Annotated in this window: 17 protein-coding genes; 11 read left to right on the top strand and 6 right to left on the bottom strand. The window is 69.4% G+C overall.

From position 1 onward, the window contains the following. Positions 1-2 precede the first annotated feature (2 nt). From LV75_RS31805 to LV75_RS31795, 3 genes are all read right to left on the bottom strand, one after another. Entirely contained in the window at positions 3-1,427 is a 1,425-nt protein-coding gene (locus LV75_RS31805) for an NAD(P)/FAD-dependent oxidoreductase (RefSeq protein ID WP_253891070.1), read from the bottom strand. Next, positions 1,424-1,690: a hypothetical protein gene (locus LV75_RS31800; protein WP_253891069.1), complete on the bottom strand. Its 267-nt coding sequence runs from the start codon at positions 1,688-1,690 to the stop codon at positions 1,424-1,426. The genes LV75_RS31805 and LV75_RS31800 overlap by 4 nt, the downstream gene beginning before the upstream one ends. Positions 1,691-2,140: 450 nt before the next feature. Then, positions 2,141-2,425: a hypothetical protein gene (locus tag LV75_RS31795; RefSeq protein ID WP_253891068.1), complete on the bottom strand. Its 285-nt coding sequence runs from the start codon at positions 2,423-2,425 to the stop codon at positions 2,141-2,143. Between the two features lie 185 nt (positions 2,426-2,610). Between LV75_RS31795 and LV75_RS31790 the strand changes: the two genes are divergently transcribed. Continuing rightward, positions 2,611-3,102 (top strand): NUDIX hydrolase, encoded by a 492-nt coding sequence (locus LV75_RS31790; protein ID WP_253891067.1) that lies wholly within the window; start codon positions 2,611-2,613, stop codon positions 3,100-3,102. 79 nt (positions 3,103-3,181) lie between these two features. Here the strand turns inward: LV75_RS31790 and LV75_RS31785 are convergent, their stop codons facing one another. Then, positions 3,182-3,889, bottom strand: coding sequence for a hypothetical protein (locus tag LV75_RS31785; RefSeq protein ID WP_253891066.1), 708 nt, complete (start codon positions 3,887-3,889; stop codon positions 3,182-3,184). A 162-nt stretch (positions 3,890-4,051) separates the two neighbouring features. Here LV75_RS31785 and LV75_RS31780 point away from each other — a divergent pair, with 162 nt between their 5' ends. The 4 genes from LV75_RS31780 to LV75_RS35700 all read left to right on the top strand — a co-directional run bounded on the left by LV75_RS31780 (position 4,052) and on the right by LV75_RS35700 (position 8,023). Further along, positions 4,052-4,867 carry a sulfurtransferase gene (locus LV75_RS31780; protein WP_253891065.1) on the top strand — a complete coding sequence of 272 codons (816 nt, stop codon included), beginning with the start codon at positions 4,052-4,054 and terminating at the stop codon, positions 4,865-4,867. 110 nt (positions 4,868-4,977) lie between these two features. After that, on the top strand, positions 4,978-6,207 hold the full coding sequence (locus tag LV75_RS31775) for an FAD-binding oxidoreductase (RefSeq protein WP_253891064.1): 1,230 nt from the start codon (positions 4,978-4,980) through the stop codon (positions 6,205-6,207). 104 nt (positions 6,208-6,311) lie between these two features. After that, the gene (locus LV75_RS31770; RefSeq protein WP_253891063.1) at positions 6,312-7,034 is read left to right on the top strand and encodes an alpha/beta hydrolase; all 723 of its coding nucleotides are present in this window, start codon (positions 6,312-6,314) and stop codon (positions 7,032-7,034) included. Beyond that, a complete protein-coding gene (locus tag LV75_RS35700) occupies positions 7,031-8,023 on the top strand; it encodes a ketopantoate reductase family protein (protein WP_253891062.1) in 993 nt (330 codons plus the stop codon). Before LV75_RS31770 ends, LV75_RS35700 begins: the two co-directional genes overlap by 4 nt. 52 nt (positions 8,024-8,075) lie before the next feature. Here LV75_RS35700 and LV75_RS31760 read toward each other — a convergent pair whose 3' ends face one another. Then, a complete protein-coding gene (locus LV75_RS31760; RefSeq protein ID WP_253891061.1) occupies positions 8,076-8,561 on the bottom strand; it encodes a flavin reductase family protein in 486 nt (161 codons plus the stop codon). Positions 8,562-8,742: 181 nt separating this feature from the next. Here LV75_RS31760 and LV75_RS31755 point away from each other — a divergent pair, with 181 nt between their 5' ends. From LV75_RS31755 to LV75_RS31730, 6 genes are all read left to right on the top strand, one after another. Next, positions 8,743-9,630 (top strand): LysR family transcriptional regulator, encoded by an 888-nt coding sequence (locus LV75_RS31755; protein WP_253891060.1) that lies wholly within the window; start codon positions 8,743-8,745, stop codon positions 9,628-9,630. A 79-nt stretch (positions 9,631-9,709) separates the two neighbouring features. Then, positions 9,710-10,927: an LLM class flavin-dependent oxidoreductase gene (locus tag LV75_RS31750; protein WP_253891059.1), complete on the top strand. Its 1,218-nt coding sequence runs from the start codon at positions 9,710-9,712 to the stop codon at positions 10,925-10,927. Further along, positions 10,924-12,063: an acyl-CoA dehydrogenase family protein gene (locus LV75_RS31745; RefSeq protein WP_253891058.1), complete on the top strand. Its 1,140-nt coding sequence runs from the start codon at positions 10,924-10,926 to the stop codon at positions 12,061-12,063. The genes LV75_RS31750 and LV75_RS31745 overlap by 4 nt, the downstream gene beginning before the upstream one ends. A gap of 76 nt (positions 12,064-12,139) precedes the next feature. Continuing rightward, positions 12,140-13,072 carry a helix-turn-helix domain-containing protein gene (locus tag LV75_RS31740; protein WP_253891057.1) on the top strand — a complete coding sequence of 311 codons (933 nt, stop codon included), beginning with the start codon at positions 12,140-12,142 and terminating at the stop codon, positions 13,070-13,072. Next, complete coding sequence (locus LV75_RS31735; RefSeq protein WP_253891056.1) at positions 12,993-13,178, top strand: DUF397 domain-containing protein; 186 nt, start codon at positions 12,993-12,995, stop codon at positions 13,176-13,178. The genes LV75_RS31740 and LV75_RS31735 overlap by 80 nt, the downstream gene beginning before the upstream one ends. Before the next feature lie 17 nt (positions 13,179-13,195). Then, positions 13,196-13,381: a DUF397 domain-containing protein gene (locus tag LV75_RS31730; RefSeq protein ID WP_253891055.1), complete on the top strand. Its 186-nt coding sequence runs from the start codon at positions 13,196-13,198 to the stop codon at positions 13,379-13,381. On the opposite strand, the gene LV75_RS31725 is transcribed toward LV75_RS31730, so the two are convergent. Then, positions 13,368-15,623: a molybdopterin-dependent oxidoreductase gene (locus LV75_RS31725; RefSeq protein WP_253891054.1), complete on the bottom strand. Its 2,256-nt coding sequence runs from the start codon at positions 15,621-15,623 to the stop codon at positions 13,368-13,370. The two genes, LV75_RS31730 and LV75_RS31725, sit on opposite strands and share 14 nt — an antisense overlap. Positions 15,624-15,679 lie beyond the last annotated feature (56 nt).

The following is a 15,679-nucleotide window of genomic DNA, read 5'->3' as shown; positions in this document are numbered from 1 at the left end:
CCTCAGTCGGCGTACAGCTCGCGCAGCATCTTCACCAGGACCGGCGAGTACCGGGCGGCCGCCAGGATCTCCGCGGGCGGGACCTTGACCGGGTGGATCTCGTCGGCGAACCGGGCGAACTCGATGCGCAGGCTGTGCTCGATCGTGCGCGGCCAGTCGACCGGCAGGTGCCAGTCGTACTCGTAGCCGGTCGCCAGCAGGTGGGCCACCGCCGTCGAGATCACCTCGTGCCTCTGGTAGGGCTGGATGGCCTGGCGCACCGGGTGGAAGCGCGACAGGTCGACCCGCGTCTCGCCGCCGGTGATCCGCGCCGCCAGCTCCTCGGCCAGCAGGGGGGACAGGTGCAGGCCGTCGCGGTAGGTGCCGGTGAGCAACCACAGGCCGTCGAGCTCGGTCGGGCCGATCAGCGGGAACCCGTCGAGCGAGACCGGCCGGTTGCCGACCTGCGCGGCGCGGATGCCCGAGGTCCACAGGTCGCGGTGCAGCTGGCGGGTCGCGCAGTCGAGCAGGAAGTGCAGGTCGCGGACCACCGGCTTGTCCACCACGGTGGGGGAGATGATGTTCGTGGCGCCGACGTAGACCTGCCCGCCCGAGCGCGGCACGAGGTGCAGACCGCAGGCGAACGCCCGGTTCGGGGTGCGCAGCACCGACCGGGGCCCGTCGGCGCCGTCGGTGTCCAGCAGCGCCGACACGCCGAACCCGGCCACCAGCCGCGGGATCCGGCCCGCCGCGCCGCCCGCGGTGTCCAGGATGTCCTGGGTGCGGGTGCCCGCGGCGAGCACGACCTGACCCGCCTCGACGCGGGTGCCCGAGGTCAGCACGACCCCGGTGACGGCGCCGTTGGTGTACTCCAGGCTCGCGGCCGCCTCACCGGCCAGGACACCACCGCGGGCGGTGAAAGCCTGTTCCAGCCGGACGAGCAGCCGGTGCGAGTCGACGGCGTGCTCGTCGGGCAGGTGCACCGCGCGGAACGGCCTGCCCGCGTTGTCCGGGTTGATCCACTCGATCTCGGTGACGTCGATGTCGTGGCACGGCTGCTCGTACTCGGCGGCGGCCCGGCGGATCGCGGCGAAGTTCGCGTCGTCGATCGAGGCCACGCCGACCCCGTTGAGCAGCACGATCGTGCCGTCGGCGGAGAGCACGTCGTTGTCGGTGCCCGCGTCCTCGGCCAGGCCCGCCAGCCAGTCGTCCCAGGTGCCCAGCGCGCGGATGCCCAGTTCCAGCTTCGAGCGGCCGTCTTCACTGCCCAGCAGGACGTCGGTGACCTCGCCGATCGCCCCGAGCATCGCCCCCGCCGCGACCGACGCGGCCCCCGGCCGGTGCGGCTCGCCGAGCACGGTGACCCGCAGCCCCTTGCGGACCAGCGCCAACCCGAGGGACAACCCCAACACGCCGTTCCCGGCGACGACGACATCGGCCCTGCTCATCGCTGCCCGCTTTCCGCCGTCGCGGCCACCCGCTCCGGATGGGTCCTGGCCAGGTAGTCGTGGATGGCCCTGGCCGAGGAGAAGTCCAGGACGTCGTCGCGCCCCGGCTCCACCACCAGCCCGTGCCGCTCCTCCAGCAGGTGCCGCAACCACACCAGCGCGAACGAATCCACCATGATCGGCGTGTCGTAGTCCAACGCCACGTCGGACTGCATGTTCATGCACTCGTTGACCACGCCGAGGACGTCATTCCGGTCGATCATCATTCCCCTTTCCCGCACCCGGACAGCCGGAATCCTCCACTGTCGACACCCGACAGCGGACATAGGCGAAACACGAGGACTGCGTAGGATGTCAAATAAGAACCGGCCCACCCGCCGTCAGCGGGCGGTTAGCACGGCGATCGCATCAGTGGACAGTGCTCCGCAACGGACCCCCTTGGACTGTATCCACCAGGAACTTAACCAGAGGCTAGTGCCCCAGGCAAGGTCGTCCTCACCCCAGGAACGACGACGCCCTATCCCACCCGCCACCACCCCCACCTGAATGGCGGATATCCGCGCCCGATAAGTAGGTCGACCATCAAAATGTTCAACGATCACCCCCGTCGCCCAGCGACTTCACGGGTTTGTCCGCCACCCCCGGTCGGCGGTATTCAATTGCTTTCCAGGCGAAATGGAGGACAACTGGACCATTGTCGGCTTTAGGGGGTGCTAGGGGTAACCCCTGCGTGCCCGCCCCGCGCCAGTCACCGGCGTCCGGTAGCCGTTCGCCCGGCACCCGAGTGCGGCGTCGGCGACCCGGTCGGTGGTGAGGAGGCAGCCGCGGAGGAGGTTGAGGCCGTAGTTGAGGGAGTCGATCGTGGCGAATACGTCGAGGGAGGAGTGGTGGTCGGGGCCGTACCAGCGGGTGAGGAAGTCAGCGAGTAGACCGGCTGTCGGGTCAGGAGGGGGAGATTCGCTAGTTGGGTGGCGGTGATGGGGTGGGACGCGACTCACCGATCACTCCGCACTCACGGTGCGCCTGACCCTGACCGCCACGGCACGCCTGATAGCGTCCGATCCCGCCACGGCGGGTACGCGTGTGGAGCCGGAGCCGACTTTGTTCTAAGTCGGCGACCTGCTCACGGTCTGGCCGCAGGCACACTACGCCCGCCAGCGGACCGCGAGGACCAACCCACGCCATGCCCAGCCGCACCACAGCTCCCCGCGTCGGCGCCCGCGTCCTGCTGCTGGACCGCACAGATCGCGTTCTGCTCATCCACGCGCTCGACCCCACCGACCCCGATCACCACTGGTGGGAACTGCCTGGCGGCGGCCTGGATCCCGACGAAGACCTCCACACCGCCGCACGCCGAGAGCTCGCCGAGGAAACCGGCATCCTCCTCACACACCTCGACCGCAAACTCTGGGCCCGCGAGACCCGCTTCCACTACAAGGGCCGCGACCACCACCGCATCGAACACGTCTTCCTCGCCCGCGCCGCCACCACAACACCCCAGACATCACCCAAGCCCACGGCCAACGAGAAAGCCGGGTTCATCGAACGCCGCTGGTGGACACCCCACGACCTTCCGCACTGCCGAGACAAACTCCTTCCCCCAGCATTGCCCACCCTCTTGCACGACTTACTTAGCAACCAGTTCAGTTCCGAGCCGCCGACGCTCACCGACTGATCTCAGCTAGCGCGCTCGCACCACGCTCCTGATCGTGGATTGGGGAGTTGGATGCGGACCACTTAGCCAGAGGACTCGCTTAGCTCTCGGACTTCTTGGGCCTGGGGTTGAGCCTGTCGCAGGCGTTGTCGATTCGGCTGTCGAGGGTGACTGGGAGGAGTTCTAGGTTGTCGTCGGCCAGTAGCTCGGTTGCGAGGGTTGTGTCGCAGGCGAGGTAGGACGAGGTCAGGTCGTAGTCGGTTTCGACGATCCAGGCTCGGTCTTGGGGCCAGATGTATTCGGGGCCCGCGATCGGTATGCCCGTGACCTGGGAGGCGGCTTTGAGCACGGCCTCGATCGCGTCGACTCGCGCGCGGTAGAGCAGCGGTTCCGAGCCCAGCACCTCGGCCGCGAGTCCGAAGTAGAGGAAGACTGGTTCGGGGGAGTGCCGGGCGAGGTGCGCGCAAAGCGGCGCGCGCACGAGCGGGTCCAACCGGCCGTCCTCGACCTCCCACCCGGGTGGTCGCTCGTCCGGGTGAACGACGGGTCGGAGGGTGTACCAGTCCAGCTCGGCGTGGTAGATGGCGCCTGCCTGGGCGGCGAAGTGCCGCCAGGTCTGCCGGACCGAGGTCTCGGTCGGCTCGGTGTCCCAGGGCCGGAACGGCGAGAACAACCTCAGGTAGCGGGCGTAACCGGGCGGCAGGACCGCGCTGAGCGGACACCCTTCCCTCGACCGGTCGGGCGGCGGCAGGTCGACCAGCCACCGCTCGGGTCCGAGAGGTAGCCGCTCTACAGGTGGCGCGTCCACACCGGACATCCTAGGGCTCCGCCGCCGGACCGCAGGTCGCCGCGCGTGCGTCCTCTAACGGTCACCTTCCTGGGTGGCGCGCAGCCGATCACGATCGTTGATCGGTGGGCATCACGATCTTTGAGCAGTCGGTGGGGGTCATTCGGCCCTAGCATTTTGGGGGTGAGCGTCACTGTTGGTGTAGCTGAGTTGTATGGGCGGGTGGCTGAGTTCCGCGTCCTTGACGTCAGGTGGCGGTTGGGGGAGCCGGATGGTCGTCCGGCGCACGCGAACGGGCATGTCCCGGGGGCGGTTTACGTCGATCTTGAGTCGGAGTTGGCCGCCCATTCCGGCTCGGGTGATGGCAGGCATCCGCTTCCTGGGCGCGCTGAGCTGCAGGAGGCGGCGAGGGCGTGGGGGATCAATGATGGTGACTCGGTTGTGGTTTACGACGACTCCGGGAACTTGGCGGCGGGGCGGGCGTGGTGGTTGTTGCGTAATGCTGGGCTGAGGGATGTGCGGTTGCTCGACGGTGGGCTCAAGGCTTGGGTGGAGGCAGGTCATCCGCTGGAGAGTGGGGCGGTGGTGGCCGAAAGAGGCACGGTGACGCTGCAAGAAGCGGGACTTCCGACCACGGACATCGATGGGGCAGCCAAGTGGCCTGAGCATGGTGTGTTGTTGGACGCGCGGGCGGGGGAGCGCTACCGCGGTGAGGTTGAGCCGGTGGATCCTCGGGCGGGGCATATCCCGGGGGCGGTCAGTGCGCCGACTGCGGAGAACTTGGCTCCAGACGGTACTTTCCTGCCTGCGGAAGCCCTACGTGAGCGGTTCGAGAAGTTGGGTGCGCGGCCTGGTGTCGAGGTTGCTGTGTACTGCGGTTCCGGTGTCACGGCCGCTCATACGATTGCCGCACTGAGCATCGCGGGCATCGACGCGGTTCTTTACCCAGGGTCGTGGTCGCAGTGGTCGAGCGACGAGAACCGGCCGGTCGCGACGTGAGCCACGTCGAGTTGACGTCCGCGCTAGCCGCCTGGTCCACCAACTCCGACGAGCTCACCCGCGTCTCAATTGACCGATCAGGCGTAGCCCCCGCAGGACTGCCAGACCTGGTGGTATTCGCGAAAAGCGTCGACGATGTCGTGCGCACCGTCTCCTACGCTGCGGCTAAAGGCGTTCCCGTTGTGCCACGCGGCGCGGGTTCCGGAGTGGCGGGCGGAGCGGTCGCGGGGGACGGGTCAATCGTGCTGGATCTGTCGGGTCTGGACCGGATCGTGGCCGTGCACGCGGACGAGGCGATCGCGGTCGTCGAGCCAGGAGTGATCACCGCAGACCTCGACGCAGCCGCTGCCGCGCAAGGATTGCGGTACGCGCCGGACCCGGCCAGCGCCGCGATCTCCACCATCGGCGGCAACATCGCCACCAACGCGGGCGGGCTGCGTTGCGTGAAGTACGGGGTCACCCGGGACGCTGTGCTCGCCCTTGACGCGGTCTTGGGTGACGGCACTCTCGTCAGCACCGGTCGCCGCACCCTCAAAGGTGTCACCGGTTACGACCTCACCAGCCTGCTCGTCGGCTCCGAAGGCACCCTCGGGGTCGTCGTCGGCGCCACTCTCCGCCTGTCCCCGCAGCCGGTGTCGACCGCCACAGCCAGCGCGTTCTTCGCCACCGCCGAAGACGCGGTCGCGGCCGTGACCGCTTTGCAGCGCAAGGGCCTCAGACCGTCCACAGCGGAACTGCTGGACCAAGCCACCCTCGCCGCTATCGATGAGGCCAACGGCGGCGATCTGCACACCCGCGGCGAGGTCTTCCTGTTGCTGCAGACCGACGGCTACGGCGCGGAAGCCGAGTTGGCGGTCGCCGAGCAGGTCATCCGGCCGCTGGCCACCTCGGTCGAGACCACCACCGACCCCGACACCGCCGTACGGCTGGTCGCCACCCGCCGCGCCGCGCTCCCGGCCATCGAGCGGCACGGCCGCGTGCTGATCGAGGACATCGCCGTGCCCCGCTCGCGCCTCGCCGAGACGGTCACCGCGGTCGAGTCGATCGCTGCGGCCACCGGGGTGCGGATCTTCGTCTTCGCGCACGTCGGCGACGGCAACCTGCACCCCATCGTGCTCGCCGACAGCGCGCCCGCGGAGCAGGTCGACCGGGCCGTCGCGGCGATCTTCGAGCACGCCATCGCCGTCGGCGGCACCCTCACCGGCGAGCACGGGGTCGGTGTGCTGAAACGACCCTGGCTCGCCGCGGAGTTGGGCGACCCGGTGCTGGAGCTGCACCGGCGGATCAAGGCCGTGTTCGACCCCGCCGGGATCCTCAACCCGGGCAAGGCGATCAGCTGACCGATGCGGATAAGTGATGACCTGGCATCACGAATCGGCATTGGACCCCTCGCGCACCGCCGCCATACCTTGTGAACACACCACTCAACCACGGAGTCCGCGCAATGACCGCGTCCTACGACAACCCACCCCACCTCACCGCCCGAGCCACCGTCGTAGTGCTACCGGGGCGTGGTGAGGACGCCTCCGTCTACGAGCGCCTCGGCGTGCGGCTGGCCTTCGACGCCTACCGGGTCCGCGTTCTCGACGACCCGAACCGCGACCCGGCCGCGACCGAAGCCGCCGTGAAGGCGCTGCTCGCCGATGAAGACGCCGCCGCCCCGCACGTCCTGCTCGGCTCTGACACCGGTGCCCTGTTCGCCGCACTGCTCGTGGCGCAGGGCTCGGTAGCGGTCGACGGTCTCATCCTCTCGGGCCTGCCCGTCGACCGGGCGCCCGATGGCACACCCGACTGGGACGCGGAACTGGCTATCCGCACAACGTGCCCCACGCACCAGAACCGCCTCGCCAACGACGCGGATTTCCAGCGCGGCGCGTTGTGGAACGCTCCGCCGTCGGACTGGGTCGAGGGTGCGAAGCCCGCGGCCATCTCGATCCCGGTGCTGGGCGTGCACGGCGCGGCCGACACACTATCCACAGTGGACGATGTGCGCGGCTGGTACGGCCAGCTCCCGCACGGTGAACTTGTCAGCATCGCCGACACCGCCCACGACGCGCTGAACAACCAGACACACCGCACCGCCGCCACCGTCGTGGTCGCGTTCCTCGAGCGGCTGCGGCTCGGCGCGGACCTCCCGGCCATCGCCACGGTCGAGGTCCGCTCGTGAGCCGCTACATCGTGATCGGCGCCGGAGCCGTCGGCGCCTCGACTGCGGCCGAATTACACCTGGCCGGACGGGAAGTTGTCCTCGTAGCTCGTGGTGCGCACCTCGTAGCGCTGCGGGAATCCGGCCTGCGCTACATCCGCCCAGACGGCACCACCACGCTGCGGCTGCCCGTCGTCGGCGGTCCGGATGAGCTGGACCTCAAGCCCGACGACGTCCTCGTGCTGGCCACCAAGACCCAGGACGCGGACACGGCCCTGGCGGCATGGGCCTGGCAGCCGGTCGGCACGGGCGTGGCGGCCACCGAGCTGCCGGTGGTGACGCTGCAGAACGGCCTCGACGCCGAACGCGGCGCGCTTCGCCGCTTCAGCACCGTTCTCGCCTCCGTCACCTGGTCCCCGACGACCCACGTGGCGCCCGGCGAGGTCGTATCCCCCGGAGCGCCAGTGGTGGCCGTGTACTGGATCGGGCAATACCCGACCGGCGACGATCCGCGACTGGCCGACATCACAGCGGACTTCATCGCCGCCAACCTGGCCGTCGAGGTCGTCGACGACGTCCTCGCGTTCAAGGCGGGCAAGCTGCTGTCCATCCTCCCCAACGCCTTGGACGCCCTCTACCTGCCGAGCCCGTTGCGCGACAAGGCCGGTGACCTGCTGCGGCAAGAGGCCAAGGAAGTGTTCGCCGCCGCCGGGATCCGCGCAGCGGACCTCATCGCGGACACCAAACAGGACATCTCCGGGTTCGTGATCCAGTCGATCCCCGGCCACGAACGCGAGGGCAGCTCCACCTGGCAGAGCCTGTTCCGCGGCGCGACCCTCGAGACCGAGTTCCTCAACGGCGAGATCGTCCTGCTCGCCCGGCTGCACGGCCGCGAGGCACCCGCCAACGCCGCCGTCCTGGCCAGGATCGCCCGCGCGGCCGCCGAACGCCGCCCAGCACGCTCACTCACCGACGACGACCTCCGCACCACCCTGCCCAGCCTCGCCTAGCAACTCGCCCCGGAACGTCGGCCGTCATTGGCCACGTTCCGGGGCGAGACCGCTAGCTCAGGCCGAACCGGCTGCGGTGGAACACCAGTGGCGGCGCGTGCTCAGCGTGCGCGGCTGAGTGCAGCCGGAGCAGAACGATGGTGTGGTCGCCCGCCTCGATGTGCCGCTCGATCGAGGTGTCGAACCAGGCGACGCCGTCGGTGAGGGTGACGGCGCCGTCCACGGTGGAGACGGTGTCCAGGCCGTGGAAGCGGCCGTCCGCGGGCCCGGCGAGCTGGCGGGCGACGATGTCGTGGTGTTCGGCGAGCACGGTGACCCCGACCCGCTCCGCGCGCCGCAGCACGGGCCAGGTCTTGGAGGTGGTGCCGATCGAGAAGGAGACCAGTGGCGGGTCCAACGACACGGAGGTGAACGAACTGGCGGCCAGGCCGACGATCCGGTCGTCGACCCGGGCGGCGACGGCGACGACACCGCTGGGGAAGGCGCCGAAGGCCGCGCGCAGCCGACCGGGGTCTAGGCCCTGCTGAAGGTTGCTCACCCTCCCACCCTCGCCCGCGCCGCCCCGCGCGTCCAACAACGTTTCCCGATCGCTTCCCATGACGAGAGGTGATGGATCGGCGCGACCGGGCCGCCGGACCCGGTTGGCAAGACCGCCGGGCGCCGTTCCCATATGCCGGTCGGCGCTCTGGATCTCCGGGTGGGTCGGTTCTAATCAGGACATGACGAACTCACTCGACCTCGAGCACCTGCGGACGCTGGTGGCGATCGCCGAGTGCGGTGGGTTCAGCAAGGCCGCCGCCGTCCGCCACATCAGCCAGCCCGCGCTCAGCCAGCACGTCCGGCTGCTGGAGCGCGGCCTCAAGCGCAAGCTGTTCGAGCGCGACGGCCGCAACATGCGCTTCACCCACGAGGGCGAGCAGGTGCTGGCCGAGGCGCGGCGCATCATCGAGGTACACGACGCATCGTTGCGCCGGTTGGCGGCACGGCCGAGCCGGTCGATCGTCGTCGGGTCCACCGAGCACAGCGCGGGCCAGATCCTGCCGGAGATGATCCGCGCGTTGCAGGCCGCCTTCCCCGATTGCTCCACCCGGTTCGAGATCGGCCGGTCGACGCAACTGGCCGAGTCCGTCGGCAAGGGCACGGTCGACTTCGCGTTCGTGCTGGACCCGAGCGGTCAGGGCGCCGGGCACCTGGTCGGCAAGTTGCCGCTGGTCTGGTACGCCGCGCGGGGGTGGCAGCCGCCCGCGCCGGGGGAGACGTGGCCGCTGATCGCGTTCGAGGAGCCGTGCGGTCTGCGTGAGCGGGCGATGTCGCTGCTGGCGGGGGAGGGGCGGCAGGTCGAGGTCACCGCGCAGTCGACGACGCTGGAGGGGGTTCTGGCGGGCGTGCGCGCAGGTCTCGGCGTCGCGCTGCTCCCCAGCGGTGGCGGACGGCCGACGGGGCTGACGGTGTGCAGTGAGCTGCCCGACGGTGGTACGACGCAGCTCCGGCTCGTGGTCCGCCGCGGGTTGAACGCCGAGATCGAGCAGACCGCGCTCGCCGCCGGGATGGACTTCTTCGCGCAGCGCCCACACCTGCAGTTGGTCCCCGCCGCCCAGGGCGCCTGAGCCCATAACCCCGGACTATCGGAACCCATCGCGCTCTTGTCTTGGACGCGATCAACCGCCCCGACCTACGTTCTCAGACGTGACCAGCGCACCCGCTTTCGACCAGCAGATCCCCGAGACCGCCGCGCGGACCGTCGAGTTCATCAGCCTGTCGCACCTCAACCCGTCGACCGAGCTGAACCCGGTCCCCGCCAGGGGCATCGACCCGGCGTACTTCCGCCGCTACGTCCGCGCCCTGGAGGACGGCGGGTACGACTACACGCTGCTGCCCTACGGCTCGGGCACCGCGGACTCGTTCGTCACCGCCGCCGCCGTCGGCCAGCTCACCGAGCGGATCAAGCCGATCGTCGCGCTCCGCCCCAACACCACGTTGCCGCAGGTCGCCGCCCAGAAGCTGGCCACCCTGGACCAGCTGACCGAGGGCAGGGCCGTGGTCCACCTCATCTCCGGCGGCAGCGACGCCGAGCAGGCCCGCCACGGCGACTACCTGCCCAAGGAGCGCCGCTACGCGCGCACCAGCGAGTACATCGACCTGCTGCGCCGTTCCTGGACCGAGCCCGCCCCGTTCAGCCACGACGGCGAGTTCTACAAGTTCGACGGTTTCGGTCCCGGCTTCGCCCCGTACGACACCCCGATCCCGATCTCCATCGGCGGCCAGTCCGACGAAGCGTTCCAGGTCGGCGGCGAGAAGGCCGACGTGTTCAGCTTCTGGGGCGAGCCGCTCGACGACTTGCGCGCCGAGATCGAGCGGGTGCATGCCATCGCCCGCGCCGCCGGTCGGACCACGCTGCCGCGGATCTGGGTGACGTTCCGGCCGATCATCGCCGAGACCGACGAGCTGGCCTGGCGCAAGGCGCACGAGTACGTCGACAAGATCGCCGCCACGTTCGCCAAGTCCGGCTACGGCAAGCAGATCTTCCAGCAGGGCAGCCCGCAGAACGTCGGATCCCAGCGGGCGCTGTCGTTCGCCGACAAAGCTGACCTCTACGACCGTGCACTGTGGACTCGAACCGCCGCCGTGACCAACGCCGCCGGGGCATCCACCGCGCTGGTCGGATCTCCGGAGACCGTGGCGGCCGCGATCCTGGACTACGTCGACCGCGGCGCGGACCTGGTCAGCATCCGGGGCTACGACACGCTCAACGACGCCGTGGACTACGGCAGGTATGTGCTCCCCTTGGTGCGACAGGAGATCGCGCACCGTGAGGCGACCGGCAGGCGCGGAACGCTGCAGGCCGAGCACCTGGGCAACTACACGGAGGACTACCAGCGCTACGCGACGGCGGGTCAGGCGTGACGATCACCGTTCCCGATCTGAGCGACGAGGCCCTCGCGGCGGTCACCGCGGAGGTAGCCGAGACCGCTGCCGAGTACGACCGCAGCGGTGAGATCCCGGCGCGCGGTCTGGAGGTCGCCGCGAAGGCCGGCCTGCTCACCGCGAGCGTCGGTCACCGCTATGGCGGGCCCGGGGTGAGCCCGCTCGATACCGCCCGCATCCTCACCGCACTGGGCGAAGGCGACCCGTCCGTCGCGCTGATCGCCGCGAACACCCTGATGGCGCACGCGTCGCAGGCCGCGAACCCGCACTGGCCGCAGGCGTACTACGACGATGTGCTGGAGCGGTCCGCCGCTGGACCTGCCCCGATCAACGCGATCCGCGCCGAACCGGAGCTGGGTGCGCCTGCCCGGGGCGGACTGCCCAAGACCTCGATCCGGCGCACGGCGTCTGGTTGGGTGCTCGACGGCCACAAGGCCTACGCGACGGGTGGCACGGCGCTGGCGTACCACCTGGTGTGGGTGGTGGCCGAGGACCGGGTCGGCCACGTGGTCGTGCCCGGTGACCTGCCCGGGATCGCCTGGCTCGACACCTGGGACCACCTGGGACTGCGGGCCTCCAACACCCACGACGTCACCTATACGTCGGTCGAGCTGCCTCTGGACGCGTTCGTCGAGATCCCGCGCGGTGCGGATGGGGTGTATCGGGACCCGGCGGCTACTGCGGGGCCGGGCAGTTTCGGCCATCCGGCGCTCTACATCGGGGTGGCGCGGGCGGCCCGGCGCGCGTTCGCGGACTTCGCCCGGTCACGCGTGCCCGCTGGGCTGGGCAAACCCATCGCGACGCTGGAGCGGATCCAGGCGGTGGCGGGTGAGATCGACCTGCAGATCGCCCAGGCCGAGACCCTGCTGCACGGCGCGCTGCTGCGGGACGAGACGGTGTTGCCGCAGCTGTCGGTGATCAAGGTGGCCATCGCCCGATCCGTCGTGGCGGCGGTGCAGGCGGCAGTGGCTGCCCTGGGCAATCCGGCGCTGTCCAGGCACAACCCACTGGAGCGACACCTGCGCGACGTCCTGTGCGTCCGGGTGCACCCGCCGCAGGAGGACGCGGCGCTGGTGGCTGCTGGCAAGCGCGTCTTGTCCACCGTGAAAGACTGAAATTGACCTGCTCCGATGGGGTGTATCCGGCGCGCCACGGGCAGAATCGATGGCCGGATGCCTCTAGCGTGCCCGCATGAGCACCTCCGCCGCCTACCGGGAGCTCGGCGCGACGCTGCGCGGGCTCCGGGAGAACGCAGGCCTGACCCTCACCGAACTCGCCAACCGCCTGGGCCTGCCCCTGACCACCCTCTCCCGGATGGAAACCGGCCACCGGGCGTCGACCACCACGGACGTGATCCAGCACGTGGTGGGCTGCGGCCTGTCGTACCGGAAGGCCCAAGAGCTGTTCGAGTTCACCAGGATGGCCGAACGCCAACAGGGCTACTACCTGTCCGACCAGGGCATCGGCGGCTCACTGCAGTCCCTCATCTTCCACGAGTCCATGGCCGACTACACGGTCGGCTACGAGGCCCAGATGGTCCACGGCCTGCTGCAGACACCCGAGTACGCCCGAGCCATGATCTCCTCCGTTGACGCGGACTCCACCCCAGATCAACTGGATGGCGCGGTGCGTACTCGGATGGAGCGCAGTCGCATCCTGGCCGTTCCCGAACCCGCGTGGTTCACGTTCTACATCCACGAGCAAGCGCTCCGGCTTCAAGTCGGCACGGCCAAGGTGATGCACGAACAGCTGCTGCACCTGGTGTTCACGGCTGCGAGGGAGAACGTGTCGATCCGCGTCGTGCCTAGCGCGGCGGGGGAGCGGTCTGTGCTGGGCGCCTTCAGGTTGATGGAATTCGCCCTCCACAAACCCATCGTGTATCTCGACAACTTGGCCAACGGAGGCTTGATCATCGATGAGCCCGCTTATGTGCGCGGCTACTATGAGTTGATACCCAAGCTCGAGGGCATCGCGCTGGATGAGGAACAATCTCGGGAGTTCGCGGCTGGACTGGCCGACGAGTACGACCGAGGGAGTCACTGGGATGGCGCAGACACCATGGCGCAAGAGCAGCTTCAGTGGCGGATCGGGAACGGACTGCGTGGAGGTGGCGTGGTCAGCTGATCGTCCGGCGGGCGACGACGTGCTGGTGCGTGACTCCAAGAACCCTGCCGGTCCGATGCTGACTCTTCCATCCTCCGCGTGGCGGGGGTTGCTCAGCTCTCCCTGAGACCGAGGAGGCTAGGAATGGCGCAAACACCATGGCGCAAGAGCAGCTTTAGCGGCGGGTCGGGAACCAGCTGCGTCGAAGTCGCTTGGTCTGATCTCCACATCGCGCGTGAGGCTGTGCTGGTGCGTGACTCCAAGAACCCCGCCGGTCCGATGCTGGCCCTCCCGTCGTCTGCGTGGCGCGGTTTGCTCAGCTCTCGCTGAGAGGCGGCGGGTCGTAGGCCCGTACTGGCGGCACTGGGCCGTCGTAGCGGGTGACCGCCACCAGTACGTGGGCGCCGCTGGTGGCCTGGGTCAGGGTGGAGGTAGCCACATCCCTGGTCAGCACGTTGACGTTGCCGTTGATGCAGGTGGCGATGTGTGGGGCGCTGGGGTCGAACCAGGCGCCGGTGTGCATTCGGGCTACGCCGGGGAGGATGTTCTCGGTGGTGAGGACGCCTGCCAGGAGGCTGCCCTGGGGGCTGCGGACCAGCGCGAGATCACCATCAGCCAGCCCTCGGGCGGCGGCGTCCGTCGGGTGTAGGCGCAGGGGTTCGCGCCCGGCCACCTTGGTCGACTGGCTCGCTGACCCCATGTCCAACTGGCTGTGCAACCGGTGCGACGGCTGCGTACACAGCAGGTGCAGGTCGAACTCCCCACCCGCGCCCCACCACTGCGTCGGCTCCCGCCACTGCGCGTGCCCCGCCACATCCGCCAGCTCGAATCCCGCCAGCGCCGCCGAGAACAGCTCGATCCGGCCACTGGGCGTCTGCACCGGATACCGCACCGGATCAGCGCGGAAGTCGGTGAACACCGTGTCCCGGTACGGCTCCTGCGGCAGGTCAACACCCCCCTCCCGCCAGAACTCCTCGAACGACGGCTCCGCGCGCGACTCCGAGTAGATCCGCCGCAACCACTGCCACGAGTCCAGCCCCTCCGCGAAATCCGCCCCCATCCGCTCCGCCAACCGCGAGTAGATCCAGAACTCCTCCCGCGCCTCCCCGCGCGGCGGCACCACACGCGGCACAGCCCGCAATCGACTATCGCCAGCCCCCGCCGCCACGTCGTCGCGCTCCAACGTGGTCGCCGCTGGCAGCACCACATCCGCGTGTCGGGCGGTCGGCGTCCAGTGGGTTTCGTTCACGATGAACGTATCCAGTGTGGACAGTGCTTCGCGGAGTCGTCGCAGGTCTTGGTGGTGGTGGAAGGGGTTGCCGCCCGCCCAGTAGGCCAGCTTGACCTCCGGGAACCGGACCGTGCCACCGTTGTACGGGATCTCCGCGCCGGGGTTGAGCAGGAGATCGCTGATCCTGGCGCACGGGATGTAGTCCGGCACCGGGTTGTAGCCCTGCGGGAACGTCGGCAGCCGCGGACCCGTGACCCCGACGCCGTAATCGCCCATCGACCCGAAGCCGTGCACGAACCCGCCGCCGGGTAGCCCGATCTGGCCCAGGAAAGCCGCGAGGGTCAGCCCAGCGAACACCGCCTGCTCCCCGCGTTCACCCCGTTGCAGCGCATAGACCACGTTGATCAGCGTCCGCCCGGTCGCCATCCGGTGCGCCAGCTCGCGAATCACCCCCGCAGGTGTCCTGCTGATCGCCGAAGCCCACTCGGGCGTCTTCGGAACCCCATCAGCCGACCCCAGCACATACCGTCGAACCTCCTCAGCGCCCACGGTGTACCGCGCGAGGAACTCGTCATCAGCCAGACCGTCCACGACCAGCACGTGGATGAGCGCCAGCATGACCGCCGTGTCCGTCGCGGGCATCACCCCGATCCACTCGGCGTCCAGATCAGCGAACGCGTCATCCCGCTGCGCCGACAAGGTCACCACCCGCGTGGTCCGCGCCGCCGCCCTGGCCAGGCCGGATCCGACGTGCCGCGCGTGACCGCCCGGCACGACCCACATGTTGGACCGCCGCACCCCACCGAAGGTGACCAGCAAATCCGTGTGCTCGGCCGCGTCGGCCCACGACACTGGCTTGTAGCGGAGGTCCAGCGCGCCTTGGGCACCGATCAGGTGGGGGAGCAGGACCATGCTCGCGCCACGGCTGTAGTCGTTGATCGAGCGCGTGTACCCGCCGATCGTGTTCAGGAACCGGTGCAGCTGGCTCTGTGCGTGGTGCAGCCGACCCGCGCTGCCCCAACCGTAGGAACCGCCGAAGATCGCCTGGTTGCCGAACCCGGACCGGACCCGTTCCAACTCACCCGCGACCAGGTCCAGCGCCGTGTCCCACGAAACCTCGACATAGTCGTCCCCGCCGCGACTGGTGTCCGGACCAGGGCCGCGCTCGAGCCACCCGCGCCGAACACTGGGCCGCGCGACCCGGGACCGGTGCCGGTTCCCGTCCACCACGTTGCCGATCGCGGGCGCGGCATCCGGGTCCCGAGAACCGGCGCCGACCACTTCACAGCCGTCGGCGGACACCTCGACCAGGTACGTTCCCCAATGCGCGCTGGTCTCCACGAGCGGAACCCTAGCCAGGGTCGCGTGGCGCAGCGATCACACTCCTCGATGGGTTC

Origin of the sequence: Actinokineospora diospyrosa (assembly GCF_024171925.1) — a bacterium.
Taxonomy (GTDB): domain Bacteria; phylum Actinomycetota; class Actinomycetes; order Mycobacteriales; family Pseudonocardiaceae; genus Actinokineospora; species Actinokineospora diospyrosa.
This window is presented reverse-complemented; position numbering and strand designations above follow the sequence as displayed.